The organism is Luteimonas notoginsengisoli (assembly GCF_042648885.1).
Classification (GTDB): domain Bacteria; phylum Pseudomonadota; class Gammaproteobacteria; order Xanthomonadales; family Xanthomonadaceae; genus Luteimonas; species Luteimonas notoginsengisoli.
In genome coordinates this window covers 565,879-585,924 of the sequence record NZ_JBHRYF010000008.1, presented here as the reverse complement: position 1 = coordinate 585,924, position 20,046 = coordinate 565,879, and the positions used below count along the sequence as shown (strand labels likewise).

At 70.7% G+C, this 20,046-nt stretch carries 25 protein-coding genes; 8 read left to right on the top strand and 17 right to left on the bottom strand.

Annotation, left to right across the window (positions count from 1 at the left end):
* Nucleotides 1-79: 79 nt before the first annotated feature.
* Nucleotides 80-985 (top strand): MerR family transcriptional regulator, encoded by a 906-nt coding sequence (locus ACFOM9_RS10485; protein WP_386710028.1) that lies wholly within the window; start codon nucleotides 80-82, stop codon nucleotides 983-985.
* On the opposite strand, the gene ACFOM9_RS10480 is transcribed toward ACFOM9_RS10485, so the two are convergent.
* From ACFOM9_RS10480 to ACFOM9_RS10430, 11 genes are all read right to left on the bottom strand, one after another.
* The gene (locus tag ACFOM9_RS10480; protein ID WP_386710025.1) at nucleotides 982-1,110 is read right to left on the bottom strand and encodes a hypothetical protein; all 129 of its coding nucleotides are present in this window, start codon (nucleotides 1,108-1,110) and stop codon (nucleotides 982-984) included. The two genes, ACFOM9_RS10485 and ACFOM9_RS10480, sit on opposite strands and share 4 nt — an antisense overlap.
* A 47-nt stretch (nucleotides 1,111-1,157) precedes the next feature.
* A complete protein-coding gene (locus tag ACFOM9_RS10475) occupies nucleotides 1,158-1,553 on the bottom strand; it encodes a nuclear transport factor 2 family protein (protein ID WP_386710022.1) in 396 nt (131 codons plus the stop codon).
* A 272-nt stretch (nucleotides 1,554-1,825) separates the two neighbouring features.
* Nucleotides 1,826-3,718 (bottom strand): molecular chaperone HtpG, encoded by a 1,893-nt coding sequence (gene htpG, locus ACFOM9_RS10470; RefSeq protein WP_386710019.1) that lies wholly within the window; start codon nucleotides 3,716-3,718, stop codon nucleotides 1,826-1,828.
* A gap of 106 nt (nucleotides 3,719-3,824) precedes the next feature.
* The gene (locus tag ACFOM9_RS10465; protein ID WP_386710016.1) at nucleotides 3,825-4,679 is read right to left on the bottom strand and encodes a type II toxin-antitoxin system RelE/ParE family toxin; all 855 of its coding nucleotides are present in this window, start codon (nucleotides 4,677-4,679) and stop codon (nucleotides 3,825-3,827) included.
* 99 nt (nucleotides 4,680-4,778) lie between these two features.
* Nucleotides 4,779-5,555, bottom strand: coding sequence for an ABC transporter ATP-binding protein (locus ACFOM9_RS10460; RefSeq protein ID WP_386710013.1), 777 nt, complete (start codon nucleotides 5,553-5,555; stop codon nucleotides 4,779-4,781).
* A complete protein-coding gene (locus tag ACFOM9_RS10455) occupies nucleotides 5,545-6,303 on the bottom strand; it encodes an ABC transporter permease (RefSeq protein WP_386710010.1) in 759 nt (252 codons plus the stop codon). The genes ACFOM9_RS10460 and ACFOM9_RS10455 overlap by 11 nt, the downstream gene beginning before the upstream one ends.
* Before the next feature lie 21 nt (nucleotides 6,304-6,324).
* On the bottom strand, nucleotides 6,325-6,819 hold the full coding sequence (locus ACFOM9_RS10450; protein WP_386710007.1) for a cupredoxin domain-containing protein: 495 nt from the start codon (nucleotides 6,817-6,819) through the stop codon (nucleotides 6,325-6,327).
* The gene (locus ACFOM9_RS10445; RefSeq protein ID WP_386710004.1) at nucleotides 6,816-7,418 is read right to left on the bottom strand and encodes an SCO family protein; all 603 of its coding nucleotides are present in this window, start codon (nucleotides 7,416-7,418) and stop codon (nucleotides 6,816-6,818) included. The genes ACFOM9_RS10450 and ACFOM9_RS10445 overlap by 4 nt, the downstream gene beginning before the upstream one ends.
* 18 nt (nucleotides 7,419-7,436) lie before the next feature.
* A complete protein-coding gene (locus ACFOM9_RS10440) occupies nucleotides 7,437-8,465 on the bottom strand; it encodes an ABC transporter substrate-binding protein (RefSeq protein ID WP_386710001.1) in 1,029 nt (342 codons plus the stop codon).
* A gap of 223 nt (nucleotides 8,466-8,688) precedes the next feature.
* A complete protein-coding gene (locus ACFOM9_RS10435; RefSeq protein ID WP_386709998.1) occupies nucleotides 8,689-9,534 on the bottom strand; it encodes a dioxygenase family protein in 846 nt (281 codons plus the stop codon).
* Nucleotides 9,535-9,648: 114 nt separating this feature from the next.
* Complete coding sequence (locus ACFOM9_RS10430) at nucleotides 9,649-10,065, bottom strand: DoxX family membrane protein (protein ID WP_386709995.1); 417 nt, start codon at nucleotides 10,063-10,065, stop codon at nucleotides 9,649-9,651.
* Between ACFOM9_RS10430 and ACFOM9_RS10425 the strand changes: the two genes are divergently transcribed.
* The 3 genes from ACFOM9_RS10425 to ACFOM9_RS10415 all read left to right on the top strand — a co-directional run bounded on the left by ACFOM9_RS10425 (nucleotide 10,048) and on the right by ACFOM9_RS10415 (nucleotide 12,128).
* Nucleotides 10,048-11,025 (top strand): zinc-binding dehydrogenase, encoded by a 978-nt coding sequence (locus ACFOM9_RS10425; protein WP_386709993.1) that lies wholly within the window; start codon nucleotides 10,048-10,050, stop codon nucleotides 11,023-11,025. The two genes, ACFOM9_RS10430 and ACFOM9_RS10425, sit on opposite strands and share 18 nt — an antisense overlap.
* Before the next feature lie 143 nt (nucleotides 11,026-11,168).
* Nucleotides 11,169-11,396: a hypothetical protein gene (locus tag ACFOM9_RS10420; RefSeq protein ID WP_386709990.1), complete on the top strand. Its 228-nt coding sequence runs from the start codon at nucleotides 11,169-11,171 to the stop codon at nucleotides 11,394-11,396.
* 180 nt (nucleotides 11,397-11,576) lie between these two features.
* Complete coding sequence (locus tag ACFOM9_RS10415; protein WP_386709987.1) at nucleotides 11,577-12,128, top strand: YdeI/OmpD-associated family protein; 552 nt, start codon at nucleotides 11,577-11,579, stop codon at nucleotides 12,126-12,128.
* Between the two features lie 199 nt (nucleotides 12,129-12,327).
* Here the strand turns inward: ACFOM9_RS10415 and dbpA are convergent, their stop codons facing one another.
* Nucleotides 12,328-13,710, bottom strand: coding sequence for an ATP-dependent RNA helicase DbpA (gene dbpA, locus ACFOM9_RS10410; RefSeq protein WP_386709984.1), 1,383 nt, complete (start codon nucleotides 13,708-13,710; stop codon nucleotides 12,328-12,330).
* A 326-nt stretch (nucleotides 13,711-14,036) separates the two neighbouring features.
* Here dbpA and ACFOM9_RS10405 point away from each other — a divergent pair, with 326 nt between their 5' ends.
* The 4 genes from ACFOM9_RS10405 to ACFOM9_RS10390 all read left to right on the top strand — a co-directional run bounded on the left by ACFOM9_RS10405 (nucleotide 14,037) and on the right by ACFOM9_RS10390 (nucleotide 16,825).
* Nucleotides 14,037-14,354 carry a hypothetical protein gene (locus tag ACFOM9_RS10405; protein ID WP_386709981.1) on the top strand — a complete coding sequence of 106 codons (318 nt, stop codon included), beginning with the start codon at nucleotides 14,037-14,039 and terminating at the stop codon, nucleotides 14,352-14,354.
* 226 nt (nucleotides 14,355-14,580) lie between these two features.
* A complete protein-coding gene (gene folE, locus ACFOM9_RS10400) occupies nucleotides 14,581-15,180 on the top strand; it encodes a GTP cyclohydrolase I FolE (protein WP_386709978.1) in 600 nt (199 codons plus the stop codon).
* Nucleotides 15,181-15,398: 218 nt separating this feature from the next.
* Nucleotides 15,399-15,659, top strand: coding sequence for a hypothetical protein (locus ACFOM9_RS10395; protein WP_386709975.1), 261 nt, complete (start codon nucleotides 15,399-15,401; stop codon nucleotides 15,657-15,659).
* A 56-nt stretch (nucleotides 15,660-15,715) separates the two neighbouring features.
* Entirely contained in the window at nucleotides 15,716-16,825 is a 1,110-nt protein-coding gene (locus ACFOM9_RS10390; RefSeq protein ID WP_386709972.1) for a DNA topoisomerase IB, read from the top strand.
* 73 nt (nucleotides 16,826-16,898) lie between these two features.
* Here the strand turns inward: ACFOM9_RS10390 and ACFOM9_RS10385 are convergent, their stop codons facing one another.
* The 5 genes from ACFOM9_RS10385 to ACFOM9_RS10365 form a co-directional block, all read right to left on the bottom strand.
* Entirely contained in the window at nucleotides 16,899-17,201 is a 303-nt protein-coding gene (locus tag ACFOM9_RS10385) for a hypothetical protein (protein WP_386709969.1), read from the bottom strand.
* Nucleotides 17,202-17,355: 154 nt separating this feature from the next.
* A complete protein-coding gene (locus tag ACFOM9_RS10380) occupies nucleotides 17,356-17,799 on the bottom strand; it encodes a barstar family protein (RefSeq protein ID WP_386709966.1) in 444 nt (147 codons plus the stop codon).
* Nucleotides 17,796-18,278: a ribonuclease domain-containing protein gene (locus ACFOM9_RS10375; RefSeq protein ID WP_386709963.1), complete on the bottom strand. Its 483-nt coding sequence runs from the start codon at nucleotides 18,276-18,278 to the stop codon at nucleotides 17,796-17,798. The genes ACFOM9_RS10380 and ACFOM9_RS10375 overlap by 4 nt, the downstream gene beginning before the upstream one ends.
* Nucleotides 18,279-18,348: 70 nt before the next feature.
* Nucleotides 18,349-18,729 (bottom strand): I78 family peptidase inhibitor, encoded by a 381-nt coding sequence (locus ACFOM9_RS10370; RefSeq protein WP_386709960.1) that lies wholly within the window; start codon nucleotides 18,727-18,729, stop codon nucleotides 18,349-18,351.
* 55 nt (nucleotides 18,730-18,784) lie between these two features.
* Entirely contained in the window at nucleotides 18,785-19,666 is an 882-nt protein-coding gene (locus ACFOM9_RS10365; protein WP_386709957.1) for a ribonuclease H-like domain-containing protein, read from the bottom strand.
* Nucleotides 19,667-20,046 lie beyond the last annotated feature (380 nt).

Sequence of the window (20,046 nt, the reverse complement as noted above, 5' to 3'; positions counted from 1 at the left end):
GGAACGGCGCCAGTGTCGATCCGCACCCGTTAGCACCGTGTACAACTTCAACTTGTACAGATGTTGTACATTACCCAGCATGTATCCCGTCAAGGCCGCCGCCGAACTCACCGGGCTGACGCCCGAAACCCTGCGTGCCTGGGAGCGTCGACACGCCGCGGTGGCGCCACAGCGGGCGGCCAACGGGCGCCGCCTGTACGACGCGGCCACGATCGAACGCCTGACCCGGCTGCACCGGCTCACGGCCCGCGGCCACCCCATCCGGGACCTTGCCGCGCTCGACGATGCGGCGCTGGACGCCCTGCTGGAGCGCAGCCGGCAGACCGGCTTCGGCGGCCTGGACTGCCTGCCTGCCCGGATGCTCGATGCGATCGCCGACTACCAGGTGGACGAATTCGACCGCGAGCTTTCGGTGGCCATCGCCACCCTGCCGGTGGCGGTGCTGGTGTCGCGCGTGGTGATGCCGCTGCTGCGCGAAGTCGGCCTGCGCTGGGCCGACGGGCGTCTGGCGATCGCCCAGGAACGGCTGGTCAGCAGCCTGCTGCGCGCGCGCCTGCTGTCGGTGATCAACCAGCATCCGCGCGAACGGCGGCCGCGGGTGCTGTTCGCCACGCTGCCGGGCGAGCCGCACGAACTGGGCCTGCTGGGCGCGGCGCTGTACGCGCACGATGCCGGCGCGCCGGTGCTGTACCTGGGCACCGAACTGCCCGCGGAGGAACTGGTGCGCGTCACCACCCGCCTCGGGGCGGGCGCGGTGGCGCTGAGCTCGATCGATCCGGGCAGCGCGCCGCAAGCGCTGGCGCAGCTGCGGGTGCTGGACGCGGACCTGCCGCCGGGCGTGCCGGTGTGGGTGGGCGGCGTCAATGCGCGCTACATGGCCGAAGCGCTGGGCAGCGCGCGCGTGCAGGCGGTGACCGATCCCGACGCGCTGTCGCGGCGGCTGAAGCGGATGGACGCGGTGGCCGCGCGCCGCGGCGCCGGTTAGCGCAACGCGCACATTGTCTGCGCGGCCAGCAGGCTCACAGTCGATTGATTCGCTGCGCCAGCGCGGCGCTCGCGGCGGTCGACGATGACTGCCGCCGCGACCGTGTCGCGAGCGGTCACGGCCATGGCAGGCGCTGCTGCCCCTCAAGCGCAGTTCGAGTGGCGTCGCCGGTTTACGCGCCGCCTGGCGGCGCCAAGCTTTCGGTGTGCGCGGCGCATCTCCACGCGTCGTCGATCCTCACCCACGTGGAAGAGTCGACGACCGCCAGCTCATTCCGCTCGCCGTCGACTTCCACGGTCTGCTGGACGCGGTAGCTCGCGATGGCGACGTCGTCGGCCGGAGAGAGCACCTCGAACTCCGACATCGCGAACGCGTGCAGGCGATGCTTGGGATCATTCGCCATGCGGGTGTAGCCGGCTTTGTCGAACGACATCGCGCCGTGCCCACCGACCATCAGCGCCCGCTCGGCGAGCAGGTCGGTGGCCACCTCGGGCGTGTCGTCCACCATCGATTGCCAGAACCTGCGCTCGAGCTCCTCGATCTCCGATGCAATGCTGGATGTGGCCACGGAATGCTCCTGCGCACGGGGACGGACATCGTGCCGCGCGGCAGGTTCGGCGCGCATGAATAACCGGCCTTTCACGATGCTGTCTTGGTCGCGCGCGCCCGTCCGGAGCCGGTGTGGGCGCGATGAGGACAAGCTGCGCAGCTGAGGCGCGCGTGGATGCGCAGCAACAGCAGGCAACACGCCGCGTTCTCGACAGGCAGCGGCAACGTCCTGCGGCGTCATCGCCGCCGGATGTGCGTGGTGCCTTCGGCCTGACCGGGCCTGGCGCGCGCTCAGCCCGCCAGCAGGCGGTTCATCCGCTGCACGAACGCCGCCGGATCCGGCAGCGGCGCGCCGGCGGCCAGTTCGGCCTGCTCGAGCAGCAGCGTGGCCAGGTCGGTCGCGCGGGCGTGGTCGGTTTCGGATTCGACCTGCCTGAGCAGCGGGTGCGCCGGATTGATCTCCAGCGTCGGCTTGCTCTCCGGCACGTCCTGTCCCGATTCGCGCAGCAGGTGGGCCAGGTGCGGCGCCATCTCCCATTCGGACATCGCCAGGCACGACGGCGAATCGGTCAGGCGCGCGGACACGCGCACGTCCTCGACCCGGTCGCCGAGCAGGCCCTTGAGCTTTTCCAGCAGCGGCGCGGCGGCCTTGGTCGCTTCCTGCTGCTTCGCCTTGTCGGCCTCGTCCAGCGGCAGTTCGCCCTTGGCGACGTGCTTGAGCGACTTGCCCGCGTACTCGTGCAGGTTGCCGAGCATCCATTCGTCGATGCGGTCGGACATCAGCAGCACCTCGATGTCTTTCGCGCGGAAGGCCTCGAGCTGGGGGCTGCCGGCGGCGGCGCGATAGCCGTCGGCGGTGACGTACCAGATCGCGTCCTGGCCGGGCGCCATGCGGCCGACATAGTCGTCCAGCGACACGGTCTTCGCCTCGCCGTCGCCCTTGGTCGATGCGAAGCGCAGCAGCCTGGCGATGCGCTCGCGATTGGTTGCATCCTCGACGATGCCTTCCTTGAGCGTGTTGCCGAAGGCCTTGAGGAACGCAGCGAACTTTTCCGGTTCGTCGCGCGAGAGCTTCTCGATCAGGTCGAGCACGCGCTTCACGCAGGCGCCCCTGATGCGTTCGAGCTGGCGGTTGTGCTGCAGGATCTCGCGACTGACATTGAGCGGCAGGTCGTCGGCGTCGACCACGCCGCGCACGAAGCGCAGGTAGTTGGGCAGCAGCTCCTCGGCGGCGTCCATGATGAAGACGCGCTTGATGTACAGCTTCAGGCCCTTGCGCTCGTCGCGGCCGCCCATCATCAGGTCGAACGGCGGCTTCGCCGGTAGGTACAGCAGGGTGGTGAAGCTCTGGCTGCCCTCGACGCGGTTGTGGGTCCAGGCCGCGGCGTCGTTGAAGTCGTGGCCGAGCGCCTTGTAGAAGGCCTGGTACTCCTCGTCGCTGATCTCCGACTTGGGCCGGGTCCACAGCGCCGAGGCGTCGTTGGCGTTTTCCCACTCGGGTGCTGCGTCGGGCTTGGTGTCACCGTCGTCGGCGATTGGCGCTTCCTTCGGCATACGGATCGGGAAGGCGACGTGGTCGGAGTACTTGCGCACCAGCGCGCGCAGCTTCCAGCTGTCGAGGAATTCGTCCTCGCCGTCCTTGAGGTGCAGCACCACGGTGGTGCCGCGCGCGGGCACGGTGGCGGCTTCGAGCGTGTACTCGCCGCGGCCGTCGCTTTCCCACTTCACGCCGTCTTCGGGCGCGGCGCCGGCGCGGCGGGTGAGCACGGTCACGCGTCCGGCAACCACGAAGGCGGAGTAGAAGCCGACGCCGAACTGGCCGATCAGGCGCGCGTCGGCCTTCTGCTCGGCGCCCATCGCCTCCAGGAAGCGCCGGGTGCCGGAGCTGGCGATGCTGCCGATGTTGGCCACCACCTCGTCGCGCGACATGCCGATGCCGTTGTCGGCGATGGTGATCGTGCGCGCGTCCTTGTCCCAGCTGACGTCGATGTGCAGCTCGGGGTCGCCGGCCAGCAGGTCGGGGTTGGCGATCGACTCGAAGCGCAGCTTGTCGCAGGCGTCCGAGGCGTTGGAGATCAGCTCGCGCAGGAAGATTTCCTTGTGCGAGTACAGCGAATGCGTGACCAGGTGCAGGACCTGGGAGACTTCGGCCTCGAAGGCGCGGGTTTCGGTGGTGGTGGTCATGGGAGCGGTCCGGCGTGCATGGACGAGAGACGCGGATATGCGCGCCGGGGCGGGGATTTCAAGTCGGGCGACGCGGTGGGCCGGTCACGCCTGCCCGCGGCGCGGGTCAGCGGTACGCGCCCGGCCCGCGCCACAGGACTTCGCCGAGCCGGTAGACCCGCTGCATCACGATCACGTCGCGCGCATCGCCGATGGCCGCAAGTTCGGGCGAGTCCGGTTCGACCAGGCGGCATTGGCCGGAGTCGCGGCGCAGGGCGATGTCCAGCGGGCAGACCATGTAGCGCCGCGTGCCCGGCAGGGGCAGGAACAGTTCGGTCATGCCCTGGTCGCGCCACGCGCGCAGGCGGGTCTCGTCGAGCAGGTCGTAGTACACCTGGTAGCCGCCCACTTCCATGCTGGTCCCGGACGCGGGCGTGTCGTTGCCGCGGCTGCGGCCGGCGCGACCGCGTGCCGGGCCCGCCGCCACCGGATCGGGGTTGTCCGGCAGCATGCCCGGCGGCAGCCCCCAACCGCGCGGGCGCTGCCTGGCCGGTGCCGGCGCGCCGGCGGGCGGCGCCACCGGTTCTTCCGTGGGCGCTGCAAGCTCGACGACTTGTCGATTGGCGTTGTCGGCATGGTCGGCCGCGTCGGGCGGCACCGGCGCGTCGGCCTGCGCGACCCGCGTGGTCCGGATCCGTTCGGCCGGTGGCGCGGCCTTGGCAGGCGGGCGTGCGGGCGTCCTGCGCACGGCGCGCGCGCGCGCGGGCGGCGGTTGGCCCCGCGTGTCGTCGATGAAGGTCACCTGGATCGCGCCGCCGGCGGCGCCATCCTGCGGCGGGGCCAGGGTGATCGGCGGCGCCCACAGCACCAGCAGCAGCAACAGCAGGTGCACCAGCGCGGTCAGCAGCGCGGCGGTCCAGGGTTGCAGGCGCTCGCTCCGGTCGCGGGCGCCGGGGCCGGAACGGCGCGACGCCTGGCTCATGCCGCCGGGGGCGCTTCGATGTGGCGGTCCTTCATGCGTGTGCTGCGTAGCGTGGCGCGGGGTGCGGCATCGTAACGTGCCCGTTGCCGCGCACCGGGATCAGGCTCGTGCGTCAACCGGGTCCGCTTCAGCCTCGACGCCCAGTTCCTTCAGGATCGCCATGCGCAGTTCCTGCACCGCGGGGCTGGTGAGCTTGCGCGGGTGCGGCAGGTTCACTTCGAACGTCGCCTGGATCCGCGTCGGCCGCGGCGAGAGCACCATCACCCGGTCGGCGAGGTGAATGGCCTCCTCCACGTCGTGGGTGATCAGCAGCACGGTATGGCGCTCGCGCTCGAGGATCCGCAGCAGCTCGTTGCGCATCCGCAGGCTCATCAGCGCGTCGAGCGCGGAGAACGGCTCGTCCATGTAGAGGATCGCCGGTTTCACCGCCAGCGCGCGCGCGATTTCCACGCGTTTGAGCATGCCACCGGACAGTTCGTGCGGATAGCTGCCCTCGAATCCCTTGAGCCCGACGATGCTGGCGTAGTGGTCGGCGACCGCCGCCTTCTCTTGTTTGGACGAGATGTCGTTCAGGCCGAACATCAGGTTCTGCCGCACCGTGAGCCACGGGAACACCGAGCCGTGCTGCGAGATCAGGATGCCCTGCGGCCCCGGCCGCGTGCGCTCCACGCCGTCGATCAGCACGTGCCCGGCGTCGGGCGCGATGAAGCCGGCGATCATCCGCATCAGCGTCGATTTGCCGCAGCCCGAAGGGCCGACGATGGCGATGAACTCGCCGTCCTCCACCTGCAGGCTGACGTCGTCGACCACCGCCAGCGGGCCTTTGTCGGTGGCGAAACCCTTGTGCAGCCCCGCGACGTCGATCCTAGTGGACATAACGCCACCGCACGATTTTCAGGCCTTCCAGCATGCGCATCAGTCCGTCCAGCAGCAGGCCGATCAGGCCGATGATGACCATGCCGGCGATCACCAGGTCGTAGCGGTTGCCGGCGTTGCGCGAGTCCATGATCAGGTAGCCCAGGCCCGAGCGCAGCGCGATCATCTCCGCGGCCACCACCACCAGCCACGCCACGCCGAGGCCGATGCGCATGCCGACGATGACCTCCGGCAGCGTCGCAGGGATCACCACCCGGGTCAGCAGGGTGCGGCGCGACACGCCGAAGTTCTCGGCAGCGCGCAGGTAGCGCTTCTCGATGCCGTGCACGCCCGACACCGTCTGCACGATCATCGGGAACACCGACGAGATGAAGATCAGGTAGATCGGCGAAGCGTTGCCGACGCCGAACCAGAGAATCGCGATCGGGATCCACGCGATCGGCGAGATCGGCCGCAGGATCTGGAACAGCGGATTCAACGTATCGTAGGCGCCGCGCACGCGGCCCATCCACAGGCCCAGCGGCACCGCCACCGCCACCGCAAGCAGGAAGCCGGCGGCCACGCGGCCGAGCGAGGCGCCGATGTGCAGCCACAGCGTGCCGTCGCGGATCAGGTCGACCGTGCCCAGCACCACCTGCCACGGCGTGGGGAAGATCACGCTGCCGGTCGCGGCCACCGCCGCCCACCAGCCCACCACCACCAGCACGATGATCGCGATGCCCGGGAGCGACTGCCGGAGTTTGTTCATGCGCGCAGTTCCACGGCCACCTCAGGCATGTGGGTCATGTGTCTTGTCCCGGAAGGAATCCACCAGTTCCAGCGCCCGCCAGCGCAACCTGGCCCAGGGCGAAGCGGGGAACGGGTCGACCATGATAGTCATCTGCCCGCTGGCATGCGCGGTGCAGGCGAACTCGTAGTCCGAGGCGAGTTCGAACGGCAGGCTGAAGCTCTGCCCCGGCATCAGCAATGCGGGGCCGAAGGTCTGCGGCACCTCGTCGTGGTTGGTCAGCACCAGCACGTCGTTGATCCCGAGCGTGAGGCGGATGCGCTGCGGCAGGATCTCGACAGGATCGCCGGCCATGCGTTTTGCCCAGGTCCCCTTGGGGATGACGAACGGCTGTTCGCGATCGGCGGCCACAGGGACCGGCGCGAACGCAGCCCAGCCCACGACGGCGATCGCCGCGATCGCAAGCGCGGACGCGGCGATCCCGATGGCGCGCCGGCGGGTCGCCGGTCGCGCCCGCTCGATGGGCTGGGCTGTCATTCGGCCAGCAGCACGCGCACGTCGTGCGCGTAGTCCTCGGGCGCGCGCCCGTACGGCATCATCCCGCGCAGCAGCCCCTTGGTGTCGATCAGGTAGACCGACGAGGAGTGCGCGTAGAAGTAGCTGTCGCCGACGACCTTGCGTTCGGCCGTGACGCCATAGCGTGCGCGCGCCGCGGCCAGCTGCGCCGCGGTGCCGGTGCCGCCGACGAAGCCCGGGTCGAAGGCGGCGAGGTAGCTGCGCATGCGCTGGGCGCTGTCGCGTTCGGGATCGACGGTGACGTAGACCACCTGCACCTGCCGGCCCTGTTCGCCCAGGCGCTTGCGCGCCGCCGCCAGTACCGCCAGCGTGGTCGGGCAGACCTTGGGACACGTGGTGAAGCCGAAGCCCAGCAGCACCACCTTGCCTCGGTACGCCGCCAGCGACAGGTCACCGCCGTTCGACGACAGCAGCGCCAGCTCGGGCGCCGCGCGCGGCGGATCGAACACGCCTGCCTTGAGCTTGCCGGCCTCTGCCGCAGGCGCACCGTGCGCGAACAGCAGGGCGGACAGCGCGAGGAGCGCGGCTGCCAAGGCGGCGATGTGGTGGCGGTATGTCATGTCGGGGAGTGCTCGCGGTCAGATGGCGATCTTCACCGGCTGCGCGGCCCGGGTGAAGCTCTCGTCCATGTAGGTCTCGTAGGCGATCGGATGCTCGATGGTGCCGGCGTCCATCGACAGCTGCATCAGCTCCTCGAACTCGGCGCGGATCATCCGCAGGTCGCCGTAGGTGACGCGGTCGGTCGGGTTCTGCATCACGAAGCGGATGATGTTGGGATCCTGGTTGAAGTATTCGCGGCTGGCGGCGATGTCCACGGCCTTGTCCCGGTTGGCCTGGGCGGCGTCGAGCCAGCGGCCGGCCGCCATCACGTGGTTCACCAGGTCCTGCACCAGCGGGCGGTTGGACTGGATCAGGTCTTCGCGCACCGTCAGGACGCAGCAGATGTAGTTGCGCCATTCGTCGCGCGTCATGCTCAAAGGGCGCGCGTAGCCCGCCATCTGCGCGGCCGCGCCGAAGGGCTCGCCGGTGCAGTAGGCATCGATCGCCTTGGCGTACAGCGCGGCGGGCATGTCCGGCGGCGGCATCTCGACCAGCCTGATGTCGTCCTGGGTCATGCCTTCGCGCAGCAGCATCTTGCGCAGGAACAGGAAGTCCACCGCGAAGCGGCTTGGAATCGCGATGGTCTTGCCGGCCAGCTGGCGGAATGTCCGGTACGGCGAACCGGTGTGGACCATGATCACCGCGCCGGAGCGGTGCCCGAGCGAGACGATCTTGACCGGGATCTTCTGGTCGGCCAGCGCCATGCTCAGCGGCGCCAGCATGTAGGCCGCCTGGATGCGGCCGGCCATCAGCGATTCCTTGAGTTCGGGAAAACCGCTGTACTTGCTGAACTCGAACACGCGGCCCTGCTTGCCGGCCGCCCGGGCCGCGTTCTCGCGCGCCACGCAGGCCACCGGCAACGTCAGGTTGCAGGTCACGGGGAGCCCGCCGACCACCAGGTCGCTTGTCGGCGCGTTGTCGGCGCAGGCCGCAAGTCCGCCGCACAACGGGGCCGCCAGCATCGCCTGCAGCAGTCGTCGGCGTCGGGGTTGGTGCAGGTCGTGCATGCGGTCGCGCGCTGGAAAACAGCGGCGATTGTAGACCAGCGGTCCGGCGGCACCCGCGGCGGGATGTTGCGTGTATTGTCAGTCAGCGCATGCGTGGGCGTGGCGCCTGCGTTCGTGCATGTGCGGTTGGGGACCCCGGAAGCGGAATCCGCGCGGTGCCTTGGGCGGCGCCAACATCGTCCGGTCGTGCGCATGCGGCTCAATCTCCTTCGGCGGTTCCGCCCTACGATGCGGGAGATCCGTAGGACGGAACCCGCGCAGCGGATTCCGTCGGATGTCGGCTTGCCGCGTCCGGCATCCCGAACCCGAACGAGTCCATCGACAGCACCCCATGCGTCATGCCGCCCTCGATCAGGGTCGCGGTTTCGCCGGCGTGGCTGGCGCCGATCGCCACCAGCAACGGCAGGTAGTGTTCCTCGCTGGGATGCGCGCGCGCGGCGTGCGGGGCGCGTTCGCGGTAATGCACCAGCGCGTCGACGTCGCGACGACGCACCGCGTCGGCGACCCAGTCGGCGAAGGCCTGCGCGTATTCCGGGTCGCCGATGTGCTGGCGGAATTCGTACAGATTGTGGGTGAGGCTGCCGGAGCCGACCACCAGCACGCCGCGTTCGCGCAGCGGCGCCAGCGCCTGGCCGAGGCGCAGCGCGCCAACGGTGTCGATGTCGTGCGGCAGCGACACCTGCAGCACCGGCACGTCGGCGTCCGGCCGGAGGTAGCGCAGCGGCACCCATGCGCCGTGGTCGAGGCCGCGCTGCGGGTCGATGGCGGCGTCGAAGCCGGCGTCGCCCAGCATTCGCGCCACGTCGGCGGCCAGCACCGGCGCGCCGGGCGGCGCGTAGCGCAGCGCGTACAGGGGCGCCGGGAAGCCGCTGAAGTCGTGGATCGTTTCCGGCGCGGCGGTGGCCGCCACGCGCAGGCCCCGGGTCTGCCAGTGCGGCGACACGACCACGATGGCGGTCACCTCCGCCAGCGTGCGGCCGAGCCGCTGCAGTTCGGGACCCAGCAGGCCCGGTTCCAGCGCCCACATCGGCGAGCCGTGGGAGATAAAAAGGGAGGGGGCGAGGTTCATGGCAGCTCCAGGCGTTTTTCGTGATTGTGCAAAGTGCGCCGCAGGCCCTGGACGCGTTCGATTGCGTGGCGGCCTGGGAGGGGCCTCGGGCAGGCGAGCCCGCGGCCAGTCGGATCAGGAAACGGCGAGCGGGACCGGGCGTGCGGGAAGCGCGCGGCGGCGGGCCCAGGCCGCATCGAGGCTGAGCGCACCGGCGCCGTGCGCCACCACCATCAGGAAGCCGCCGGCCATGGCCACGTTCTTCCAGAACGCGATCGCCTGGCTGGCGTCGCCCAGGTGGGCGTGGAACAGCGCCGCGGAGGCCAGCGAGAACGCGGCCAGCGCCAGCGCGATCGGGCGCGTGAATCCGCCGGCGAGCAGGGCCAGGCCGCCGCCCAGTTCCAGCACGATCACCAGCGGCAACAGGGCGCCCGGCACGCCCATGGCCTCAATGTGGCCCTGGGTGGCGGCATAGCCGCTCCGGATTCCGGTCGTGTAGCTTGGATGGCACGAATGTATCGCCGGGAGATCGACATGCGCAGCGCCATGCATCACAGGTTCGGCGATCCGGCCGAAGTGCTCGTCGCCGGCGACAGTCCGGTGCCCGAACCCGGCCCGGGCGAGGTGCGGATCCGCATGCAGCTGGCCCCGATCCACAACCACGACCTGTGGACGATCCGCGGGCAGTACGGCTACAAGCCGGCGCTGCCGGCGATCGGTGGCAGCGAGGGGCTGGGCGTGATCGATGCGCTCGGTGCGGGCGTGGAAGGGCTTGCGGTGGGACAGCGCGTCGCTGCGGCGTCCGGACGCGGCACGTGGGCGGAGTATTTCGTCGCCTCGGCACGGATGGTCATCCCGATGCCCGCCGCCATTGCCGACGAGATGGCCGCGCAGCTGATCGCGATGCCGCTCAGCGCGCTGATGCTGCTGGAGTTCCTGCAGGTGGAACGCGGCGGCTGGATCGTGCAGAACGCGGCCAACGGCGCGGTGGGCAAGACGCTGGCGATGCTCGCGGCGGCGCGCGGCGTGCGCGTGCTCAGCCTGGTGCGGCGCGATGCCGGCGTCGCGGAAATGGGCGCACTGGGCATCGGCGACGTCATCTCCACCGCGGCGGACGGCTGGGTGGACGCGGCGAAGGCAGCGCTCGGCGATGGATTGGCGAACGCCGCGGTGGATTCGGTCGGCGGCAGGGCCAGCGCGGATCTCATGGCGCTGCTCGGCGAGAACGGCGTGCTGGTGTCGTTCGGTGCGATGAGCGGCGAGCCGATGCAGGTGCCGTCGGGCGACATGATCTTCAAGCACGCGACGGTGAAGGGCTTCTGGGGCAGCAGGGTCAGCCGCGACATGGCGGTCGCCGACAAGAAGCGGCTGGTCGGCGAGCTGCTCCAGCGCGCGCTGGGCGGCGAGCTGCGGCTGCCGGTGGACGCGGTGTACGACCTTGCCGACGCCGCGAAGGCCGCCGCCGCGAGCCTGCGGCCAGGTCGCCATGGCAAGGTGCTGCTGCGCGCCTGAGGAGCGGCCTGCACGACGCTTCGCGACGCGCATTCGTCGCTACATCCGGCGTTTCGTCGCGTTGTGCTTGCGGGGGCATGGCAACGCCGGGCACCTTAGGTCATTGCTGCGTGTGCAGCGAGGTGACCGTGCGAGGCCCGACCATGAAGACCCTGATCGCCCTGCTGGCGTGGTGCGTGCTGTTCGCGCTGTGCTGGCCGCTCGCGCTGCTGGCGCTGGTGCTGTGGCCGCTGGCCTGGCTGGTGCTCTTGCCGTTCCGCCTGGTCGGCGTCACGTTCGCGGCCCTGTTCGCGTTCCTGTCCGCGCTGCTGATGCTGCCGGCGCGCCTGCTCGGCTGGCGGCCGCGGGCCGGAGCGCCAGCGACTGCCTGATGCCGAGCGCGGAACCCGCGAAGCGGATTCCGCCCAATGCCGGGTCGTGGCTGACGGCACCCACTCGCGCACGTGACCAAAACGCTTTCGGCGGATACGCGCTGCGCTGGCTGATCTCGCCGCAGCCGCCCCCGGGAGACGGGCTGAAGGATCACCGATGCAGTGGTAACGTTTGCCGCCATGGCAAAGGTCGCCGGCAAGATCCGTTTCAAGGCAAGACTGCTGCGTCCGGCGAGCCCGAAGGCCGCGGCGTGGACGTTCCTCGTCCTGCCCGATACGGCCAGCGCGAAGCTGCCGACGCGGAGCATGACGACGGTTGACGGCACCCTCAACGGCGCGCCCTTCCAGGCCACGCTCGAGCCGGACGGGCATGGCAGCCACTGGCTCAAGGTCGACAAGGCCCTGCGCGAAGCCGCCGAGGCGGTCGCGGGCGACATGGTCGCGGTGGAGATCGCGCCGGTGGAAGTGGAACCCGAACCCCGGGTGCCCGCCGACCTGCGCACGGCACTCGCAGCGAACCCGGCCGCGCACGCGACCTGGGCCGACATCACCCCGGTGGCGCGCCGCGACTGGATCGCCTGGATCGTCTCGGGCAAGAAGGCCGAGACGCGCGTCAAGCGCATCGATACCGCCTGCGACAAGCTCGCCTCCGGCATGCGCCGCGCGTGCTGCTTCGATCGCTCGGGGATGTACAGCCGCGGCAACATGGGTGCGCCGGAAGCGGCGGAGTAGGTTGCGCGACAAGGCCGTTGGTAGGAGCGGCTTCAGCCGCGAGCGTTCAGCCCCCTCCCCTGCGAAGGCAGGAGAGGGTTGGGGAGGGGTGTCTTCAGCAGCACGCGAACCGTGAGCACCTCCCGCTGCCTGCGCAGGGGGAGGAGCCAGGGCAGAGCTCGCGGCTGAAGCCGCTCCCACAAGAGCGAGGCGACGCGGCCTACAGCCGCTGAACGCGGAACTTGCGCCCCTTGATCTTGCCCGCGCGCAGGCGCTCCACGGCGAGCGCCGCGTTCGCCCGCACGATCGCCACGTAGCTGCGCGTCGCGAACACGTCGATCTTGCCGATCGTGTCCTTGTGCAGGCCCGCGTCGCCGGTCAGCGCGCCGACGATGTCGCCGGGACGCAGCTTGTCGGTGCGGCCGGCGTCGATGCGCAGCGTCGCCATCGCCGCGGTCGGCACGTTGCTGGCCTTGCCCGTCAGCGGCTGCAGTTTGTCCCAGCGCAGCGGCTGCCCCTGGCGCTCCTCGATCGCGGTCGCGCGCGATTGTTCGCGCGGCGCGCACAGACTCAGCGCGAGGCCGTCCCGCCCGGCGCGCCCGGTGCGGCCGATGCGATGCAGGTAGGTGTCGGTATCGGTGGGCAGCTCGTAGTTGATGACCGCGCCGATGTCCTCCACGTCCAGTCCGCGCGCGGCGACGTCGCTGGCCACCAGCACGCTGCAGCTGCGGTTGGCGAACTGCACCAACACCTCGTCGCGGTCGCGTTGCTCCATGTCGCCGTGCAGGGCGAGCGCGGAAAAACCGTAGTGGGCGAGCGAGCCGACCACCTCCACGGTATCGGCGCGGGTGTTGCAGAACACCACCGCCGACTCCGGGCGGTGTTGCAGCAGCAGCGCGGCCAGCAGCGGCGCGCGCCGCGCGGGATCGGTTTCGTAGAACAGCTGCTCGATCGCGGCGGGCTGCGCGCCGCCGTCGATGCTGATCTCCAGCGCGTCGCGCAGCATCGCCTTGCCCAGGGTGCGGATCGCGTCGGGAAAGGTGGCCGAGAACAGCAGGCCTTGGCGGTCCTTCGGCGTGCGCTTGACCAGGTCGCGGATCGCATCCTCGAAGCCCATGTCGAGCATCCGGTCGGCTTCGTCCAGCACCAGCGTGCGCACGGCCTTGAGCGACAGCGCGCCCTTGGCCACCAGTTCCTGGACGCGGCCGGGCGTGCCGACCACCACGTGCGGCGCGTGCGCGAGCGAGGCCAGCTGCGGGCCGAGCGGTATGCCGCCGCACAGGATCGAGACCTTCAGGTTGGGGATGCCCGTGGCCAGCCGCCGCACCTGCTTGCCGACCTGGTCGGCCAGTTCGCGCGTGGGGCAAAGCACCAGCGCCTGGGTGTCGCCATTCGCCGGATCGAGCCGGTGCAGCAGGCCGAGCCCGAACGCCGCAGTCTTGCCGCTGCCGGTGGGTGCCTGCGCGATCACGTCCCGGCCCTCGAGGATCGGCGGCAGCGCGCGCGCCTGGATGGGCGTCATCGAGGTGAATGCGAGGGCATCGACGCCCTGCAGCAGGGCGGGCGAAAGCGGGAGCGAGGCGAAATCGGATGGCGTGGTCATGCGCCCATCATCGCAGGTGCACGACGGCCAGCGCCTGCGCGCCCGGACAAGCGCGGTTGCCGACAGTCCTAATTGGGGTGACCGATTTCCTCCAGAGCAAAAGAAATCGGGTGTGACGGACGCGCGATTCGCGGCGTGATCGAGCGGGAGGTCAGACGTCGTTGATCCTCTCGACAGGAACGCCGCGCGGCCCGCAGCGCACGTTCAGTTCGAACCTGCAACTTCACGACAGCGCCACCGCGCGATCGATAGCCTGCGCGTGAACCTACGAGACGGTCGATCAGGCCGCCGATTCCCCCCATTTGCGACTTCTTCAATGGCGCCCCATGCAACGTCATTCCTCCCATCCCAAGCCGCCTTCGAAGCGCTACGACGAGGACCACTATCGCGCGGTCTATCGCGATGCGCCCTACTACTCGACCGGCCGCGACTGGTGCGACTACGCACCGGCATACCGCTACGGCCATAGCGCCCGCGACGAGCATCCGGACGAACGCTTCGAGGAAATCGAACACCAGCTGGCACGCGACTGGCTGCGCCGCAAGGCCGATTCGCGTCTGCAGTGGACCGAAGCGCGCGGCGCAGTGGAGGATGCCTGGCGCCAATACGACGAAGCGGACCCCGCCGCGCACCGGGGTCATTGAGCGCCTGCGAGTCGCGGGCGTTTGCGGCGACGCGATCTTCCTGCCGCGGCGGCCCCCGCCGCGCACCGTCCGCGCGGATCGAAGCTTCGAAGCTCGCGCCTGGGTCGCTCCCGCCATGGCGCGGATGCAGGATTTTGCCATCCAGTCGACGTGGATGAGGCGACCGCCATTCGGCCGGCACAAGGCAGCGCGCGGTAACATGCGCCTCCCCGACAGGAGCAGCGCAATGGCCGACCTCGACGAACAACGCAACGGCGTCGGCCGCCAGCAGGCCGAGGATGCGGTCCGCACGCTGCTGCGCTGGGCCGGCGATGATCCGGCGCGCGAGGGTCTGGTCGACACGCCCAAGCGGGTCGTCGACGCCTACGGCGACTGGTTCAGCGGCTATGCCGACGACCCGCGCGAATACCTGGAGCGCACGTTCGAGGAAGTGGCCGGCTACGACGAGATGATCGTGCTGCGCGACATCGAGTTCGAGAGCCACTGCGAACACCACATGGCGCCGATCATCGGCCGGGTGCACGTGGGCTACCTGCCCGACGGCAAGGTGGTCGGCATCAGCAAGCTCGCGCGCGTGGTTGAAGCGTACGCGCGCCGCTTCCAGGTGCAGGAAAAGATGACCGCGCAGATCGCGCAGAGCATCCAGCACGTGCTGGCCCCCCGCGGCGTGGGTGTGGTGGTCGAAGCCAGCCACGAGTGCATGACCACGCGCGGGATCCACAAGCGCGGCGTAAGCATGGTGACCTCGAAGATGCTGGGCGGCTTCCGCGAGGACGCCCGCACCCGCGCCGAATTCCTGCGCTTCCTCGACAAGACCGGGCGCTAGGAATCCCTGACGACCGCCGCTTGCCAGCGGCGCGATGCGGGTTCGAATCGAAACATCCCAGGCAAGCCGCCCGGCGAGCCTGAGCCCGGGGGGATGCGCCTGACCCTTGGCTCTCGCAACGCGTGGCAAGCCGCCCGGCAAGTGCGTCCTGGCAGGCTGCCGGCGCGGCAACCATGCGGCACAATCCCGGCACGACCACGAACGAACGGGATCCCGCCATGCGCGTTTCGCTTCCTTCCTCCTCCGTCACGCGCGCCGCCCTCGTGCTGGCCATCGTCCTGCACGCGGCCGCCTGCAGCGGCGTCGACTACCGCGACAGCAATGCGGCGGTCGATGCCAATCCGTTGTGCGCCAGCGCCCCCAGCCAGCCCGGCGAACCGGTGTCGACAGATTGCGAGCGGGTACGCGAAGCGACGTGGAGCAGCGAGGACAGCGAGTCCGAGCAGCCCCTGGACTTCAGCGGCAAGCGCGGCGACTGAACCCCCGCGTCGGCGCCTTTGCGCCGCATTGACGACGCGCCTTGGAGACTCGGCGCATGTCTCCTCCCGCCCCGCATGCCCCCCCCGGACCCGTCGACGCCGGCGATTCCGACCGGGCCGCGGCGGAAGCGGGACTGGTCTGGATTTGCGACTCGGAGCCGGGCATTCGCCGGCAGCGCGCCGGCAAGGGCTTCTGCTATCGCCTGCCGGACAGCGGCTCGGCACGCGGCCGGGTGGTCCGCGACGCGGCCACCCTGCAGCGCATCCGCGCCCTCGCCATCCCGCCGGCCTGGACCGCTGTCTGGATCTGCACCCGCGGCAACGGCCACCTGCAGGCCACCGGCCGTGACGCCCGCGGGCGCAAGCAGTACCGCTACCACGCTGACTGGCAGCAGGCGCGCAACGCCGGGAAGTTCGATCGCATCGTCGCGTTCGGCCATGCGCTGCCGAAACTGCGTCGGCGCCTGCGCGCCGACCTCAGGCCGCGCGGCTTTCCCCGCAACAAGGTGCTGGCGATCGTGGTCTCGATCATGGCCGACACCCTGGTGCGGGTGGGCAATGACGAATATGCGCGCGACAACCATTCCTACGGCCTGACCACGCTGCGCAACCGCCACGTCGCGTTCGTGCGCGGCGGGCGCGCGCGGCTGTCGTTCCGCGGCAAGGGCGGGCTCGCCCATGACATCGCGATCGACGACGCGCGGCTGGTCAAGCTGGTGCGCGCCTGCCAGGAATTGCCGGGGCAGGCGCTGTTCCAGTACCGCGACGACGACGGCACGGTGCAGCCGGTGGATTCGGGCGCGGTCAACGCCTACCTGCACGACGTGATCGGCGATGGCTTCAACGCCAAGGATTTCCGGACCTGGGGCGGGACGTTCCATGCGTTCCGGCTGTTCGCGCAGACGCCGCTGCCCGAAGCCGCGCACGGCGGTGCCCCGTCCGAGCGCAGCCTCGCCGAGGCGGAGAAGCAGGTGATCGCCCAGGTTGCGCAGATCCTGGGCAATACCCCGGCGGTGTGCCGCAAGGCGTACGTGGATCCGGCCGTGCCCGAGGGCTGGCGCGATGGCCGCCTGGTGGCGGCGGCTGCCGGGGCGCGCGGCGCGCGTCAGTGGGAACAGGCGACGCTGCGCTTCCTGCGACGCGCGCGCCGCGGCCGCAAGCGCTGAGACCGGCAAGAAAAACCCACCTTCCGGGGAAGGTGGGCAAGGGGCAGACCTTGGAGAGAGAGAAAAGCTTGGGTCAGCCCTCGGGCGGCGCCGTGGAACCGGCGGCGGCGTCCGGGTTCGCGGGATCGGCCGGGGTATCGACCGGCGGCGGCATCGTGGTGTCCGTCGGCAGCGAGTCGTCCGCCGGCGGCGGGGTCATCGTGTCGTCCATGGGCGGTGCGGGAATCGGTTCCGGCGGCGGCACATCGGTGGCCGGCGCGGTCTGGTCCACCGGCGGCGCGGGCTGGGGCGACATCACGCTGTCGTCGTCCCGCCCGCAGGCGGACAGGAGCAGAATGGCCGTCGCTGCGGCAATGGGAAGAAGCGCGTGCTTCATGGGGGGTTCCTCGACGTGGTGGGACGCGCCCGCAGTCTGCGCAGCGACATGTGGCCATGCCGTTAGTTTTCGCGAAGGAAATCGTGGGGTGGTGTCTGCCCGCGACGCGCGTTGCGGGCGGATTCATGCGCGATCGACGCGCGTGTCGGAGGGGTCAATCGGGCTCGAGCACGTCGTCGAGCGCCGGTGCCGACAGCGGCACCAGCGCCCAGAATGGCTGCCGCTGCGCCGACCACAGCGCGGCGGCTTCGTTCAGGACCTCGAGCAGGGTGGCGAACTCGTCGGGCTCCGCGGCGCGCCACGCGCCGACGTGGTCGAGCAGCAGCAGGTAGCCATCGGCGGGCCACCACGACAGGTCGCCCAGGCAGTCGGCCAGTGCGTCCCAGTTGCCGCCGAACCAGGCCGGGAAACGCAGCGCCGCGGCGAAGCGGTCGAGCACCTCGGCTTTGCCGTTGCAGCCGGCGAAGTCGATCGGCGCCAGCGCAAACCGCAGTTCGCGCGCGGCGTCCTCCAATCCCTCGCGGTCGCGCACGTCAACGAAGTAGGCGCCGTTCTGGTCCGCGTCGGCCAGCAGCGCGCGCAGCTCCAGGGCGCTCACCGGCGCGGCTCCGCGGGTACGAAGCGGCGGAACGTGCGGTAGTGGTCGGCGGTGTAGAAGAACTCCACCGGCCGGCTCCCATCGGACATGCCCCCGCCGCTGACGATGCGGCGCGCGCCGCGGTCGCGCGAGCCGGGCGTGCGCACGGTGAACTCGCGGTAATAGCCGCGCGGCTGCGACGGCAGCCGGCGCTCGCGGTTCTGGAATCCGGCCCCGTCCTGGCGGTGCGGATACGGGCCCCCCCGTTCAATCAGCGCCAGCGTGTCCAGCGCTTCGACGGGGAGCCAGTCGGGGTAACCGGCGTGCGCGGACGAGGTGGGCTGTGCACGCGTCGAGGTGGCGCCCGGCGGCAGCGGGTCGTGCGCCCCGGCAGCCGGGTGCGCGGGTGCGTCGACGGCGGGCGCATGCGTGTCGCGCTGCGCCCACGCCCACAGGCCGAGCAGCAGCATGCCGATCAGGAGCCAGGCGTGGCGTCGCATCGGGGGTCGTTCCGGGGGCGGTGAAGTCAGGGCGCCGGCGGCAAGCGCACGGCGCCGATGGGCCTGTCGATCACCCGCAGGTCAGGCGCACGATGCCGTTGCGTTCGTCGACCTCGACGTTGAGGCGGTCGCCACGGAAATCCATCGTCACCGGCTGTCCCGGCTTGATCACGCGCACCGCACCGGTCGCCCCGGCTGCGGTCTGCGCCTCGGCCACGGTGGCCTCGGTGGCCTCGCGGCCGATGAAGGCTTTCGCGGCGGCGGCGTTGCACTGCGCCGAGGCGTCGCCGGGGGGAGTGGCGGTGGGCGCCTCGCTGGTCGTCGTGCCGGCCGCCGCTGCCGGCGGCGCGGAAGACGCGTCGTCGTCCCGGGTCGAAGCGCAGGCGCACAGCGCCGCCGCCAGGATCGTCGCGAGCGCAACGGGGAAGGACAGGCGGGAGAAACTGGCCATCGGCGTGCTCCGTATCGGGAACCGCGAGCGTGCCGCCGCCGCCGTGTGCAAAACGTTAACCCGCGCCCATTGCCTCTTCGGCGTGCAGCGCCACCAGCTTCATCATCAGCAGTGCCAGGGACACCACGTCCTGGTGGTTGTGCGCGCCGACCCGCCTGAGCAGCGACGACGAGCCGCCGCGCAGGTACTGCAGCCAGGCCGCCGGTGCCTGCGAACCGGGCAGGTCGTCCTCGCGCAGGACGCCCAGCGCCTCGCGTTCGATCGTCGCCAGCCGGCAGTTTTCCCAGCGTCCACGCCAGCGCCGGCGGGACGGGAACAGCAGGTCGACGTGCGCCAGCCCGTGCAGCGGATCGGCCAGCCGCGCCAGCCGGTAGCGCGTCTTGAGCAGCGGCGCGTCGTAGCAGCGACCGTTGTAGCTGGCCAGCACCGTGCGCGGCGACAGCCAGCCGGCGAAGGCGTGCAGCATGTCGGCTTCCGCGGCCATGGCCGCGATCAGCAGCTGGCGCACGCGCAGTCCTGCCCCGTGTTCGGGGTGCTGGTGGAAATCCGCCGCGCCGATCATGAAGGCCCGGGTGCCGGTGCCGCCGGCAAGGCCGGTGGTTTCGGTATCGAAGAACAGCAGGTCGTGGGGGTCGGCGGCGTGGGGCGTCGCGACGCCGACGGCGGGCGAGCGGCTGCGCTTTGGTGCGACCCGTGCGGCGAACGCCAGCGACAGCGCTTCGGTCGGCAGCGCCATGGGCAGGTGCGCCTCGACCAGGCGCAGGCCCGGCGCGATCTCGGTGCCGGGCAAGGACCGGTCAACCGGTCCGCGCGTCGGCAGCGGCACCACGGTGCGGGCGCGCACGCCGAGCAGGCGGCGCAGCGAATCGATGGAGTGCGCGGCGGTGCCCGTTCCTTCCCTAGGGGAGGCGGGCCGGATCGACTGCCTATCAACCATTGGCGGGTGATTCGAAGCCGGCGTGTTGGCGCAAGCGACCAGTGCGGGCGCGACGGCGGGAAGCCGGGAAGACCCCGCAGCGCCTGCGGGGCGCAGCGGGGACGCGGCTTCGCCTGCGCGCGGAGCGATGGCGGAAGCTTGCGCCGGACGAGGCACGGCCTCGTCATTTCCGCCTGCCTTCTCCGGCGGAACCGACGTGCTTCCCACCTGTCGGCGCAGCGCGCGCAGCTTTTGCAGCGATACCGTCATCGCCAGCGCCCGTGCAGGAGCGGCTCAAGCCGCGAGCTTTGGACTTGGCCCTTCCCCCTGTGACGGCAGGGGGGGGGCGGGAGGGGGTGGTCGCGGCTCGCGTTGATCCGAAAGACACCCTTCGCCAGCCC

What these genes read in the sequence shown, in the direction of transcription:
- ACFOM9_RS10485 (WP_386710028.1), top strand. Translation starts at nt 80, where the DNA reads ATGTATCCCGTCAAGGCCGCCGCCGAACTCACCGGGCTGACGCCCGAA.
- ACFOM9_RS10480 (WP_386710025.1), bottom strand. Translation starts at nt 1,110, where the DNA reads ATGGCCGTGACCGCTCGCGACACGGTCGCGGCGGCAGTCATCGTCGAC.
- htpG (WP_386710019.1), bottom strand. Translation starts at nt 3,718, where the DNA reads ATGACCACCACCACCGAAACCCGCGCCTTCGAGGCCGAAGTCTCCCAG.
- ACFOM9_RS10465 (WP_386710016.1), bottom strand. Translation starts at nt 4,679, where the DNA reads ATGAGCCAGGCGTCGCGCCGTTCCGGCCCCGGCGCCCGCGACCGGAGC.
- ACFOM9_RS10460 (WP_386710013.1), bottom strand. Translation starts at nt 5,555, where the DNA reads ATGTCCACTAGGATCGACGTCGCGGGGCTGCACAAGGGTTTCGCCACC.
- ACFOM9_RS10455 (WP_386710010.1), bottom strand. Translation starts at nt 6,303, where the DNA reads ATGAACAAACTCCGGCAGTCGCTCCCGGGCATCGCGATCATCGTGCTG.
- ACFOM9_RS10450 (WP_386710007.1), bottom strand. Translation starts at nt 6,819, where the DNA reads ATGACAGCCCAGCCCATCGAGCGGGCGCGACCGGCGACCCGCCGGCGC.
- ACFOM9_RS10445 (WP_386710004.1), bottom strand. Translation starts at nt 7,418, where the DNA reads ATGACATACCGCCACCACATCGCCGCCTTGGCAGCCGCGCTCCTCGCG.
- ACFOM9_RS10440 (WP_386710001.1), bottom strand. Translation starts at nt 8,465, where the DNA reads ATGCACGACCTGCACCAACCCCGACGCCGACGACTGCTGCAGGCGATG.
- ACFOM9_RS10435 (WP_386709998.1), bottom strand. Translation starts at nt 9,534, where the DNA reads ATGAACCTCGCCCCCTCCCTTTTTATCTCCCACGGCTCGCCGATGTGG.
- ACFOM9_RS10425 (WP_386709993.1), top strand. Translation starts at nt 10,048, where the DNA reads ATGCGCAGCGCCATGCATCACAGGTTCGGCGATCCGGCCGAAGTGCTC.
- ACFOM9_RS10430 (WP_386709995.1), bottom strand. Translation starts at nt 10,065, where the DNA reads ATGCATGGCGCTGCGCATGTCGATCTCCCGGCGATACATTCGTGCCAT.
- ACFOM9_RS10420 (WP_386709990.1), top strand. Translation starts at nt 11,169, where the DNA reads ATGAAGACCCTGATCGCCCTGCTGGCGTGGTGCGTGCTGTTCGCGCTG.
- ACFOM9_RS10415 (WP_386709987.1), top strand. Translation starts at nt 11,577, where the DNA reads ATGGCAAAGGTCGCCGGCAAGATCCGTTTCAAGGCAAGACTGCTGCGT.
- dbpA (WP_386709984.1), bottom strand. Translation starts at nt 13,710, where the DNA reads ATGACCACGCCATCCGATTTCGCCTCGCTCCCGCTTTCGCCCGCCCTG.
- ACFOM9_RS10405 (WP_386709981.1), top strand. Translation starts at nt 14,037, where the DNA reads ATGCAACGTCATTCCTCCCATCCCAAGCCGCCTTCGAAGCGCTACGAC.
- folE (WP_386709978.1), top strand. Translation starts at nt 14,581, where the DNA reads ATGGCCGACCTCGACGAACAACGCAACGGCGTCGGCCGCCAGCAGGCC.
- ACFOM9_RS10395 (WP_386709975.1), top strand. Translation starts at nt 15,399, where the DNA reads ATGCGCGTTTCGCTTCCTTCCTCCTCCGTCACGCGCGCCGCCCTCGTG.
- ACFOM9_RS10390 (WP_386709972.1), top strand. Translation starts at nt 15,716, where the DNA reads ATGTCTCCTCCCGCCCCGCATGCCCCCCCCGGACCCGTCGACGCCGGC.
- ACFOM9_RS10385 (WP_386709969.1), bottom strand. Translation starts at nt 17,201, where the DNA reads ATGAAGCACGCGCTTCTTCCCATTGCCGCAGCGACGGCCATTCTGCTC.
- ACFOM9_RS10375 (WP_386709963.1), bottom strand. Translation starts at nt 18,278, where the DNA reads ATGCGACGCCACGCCTGGCTCCTGATCGGCATGCTGCTGCTCGGCCTG.
- ACFOM9_RS10370 (WP_386709960.1), bottom strand. Translation starts at nt 18,729, where the DNA reads ATGGCCAGTTTCTCCCGCCTGTCCTTCCCCGTTGCGCTCGCGACGATC.
- ACFOM9_RS10365 (WP_386709957.1), bottom strand. Translation starts at nt 19,666, where the DNA reads ATGGTTGATAGGCAGTCGATCCGGCCCGCCTCCCCTAGGGAAGGAACG.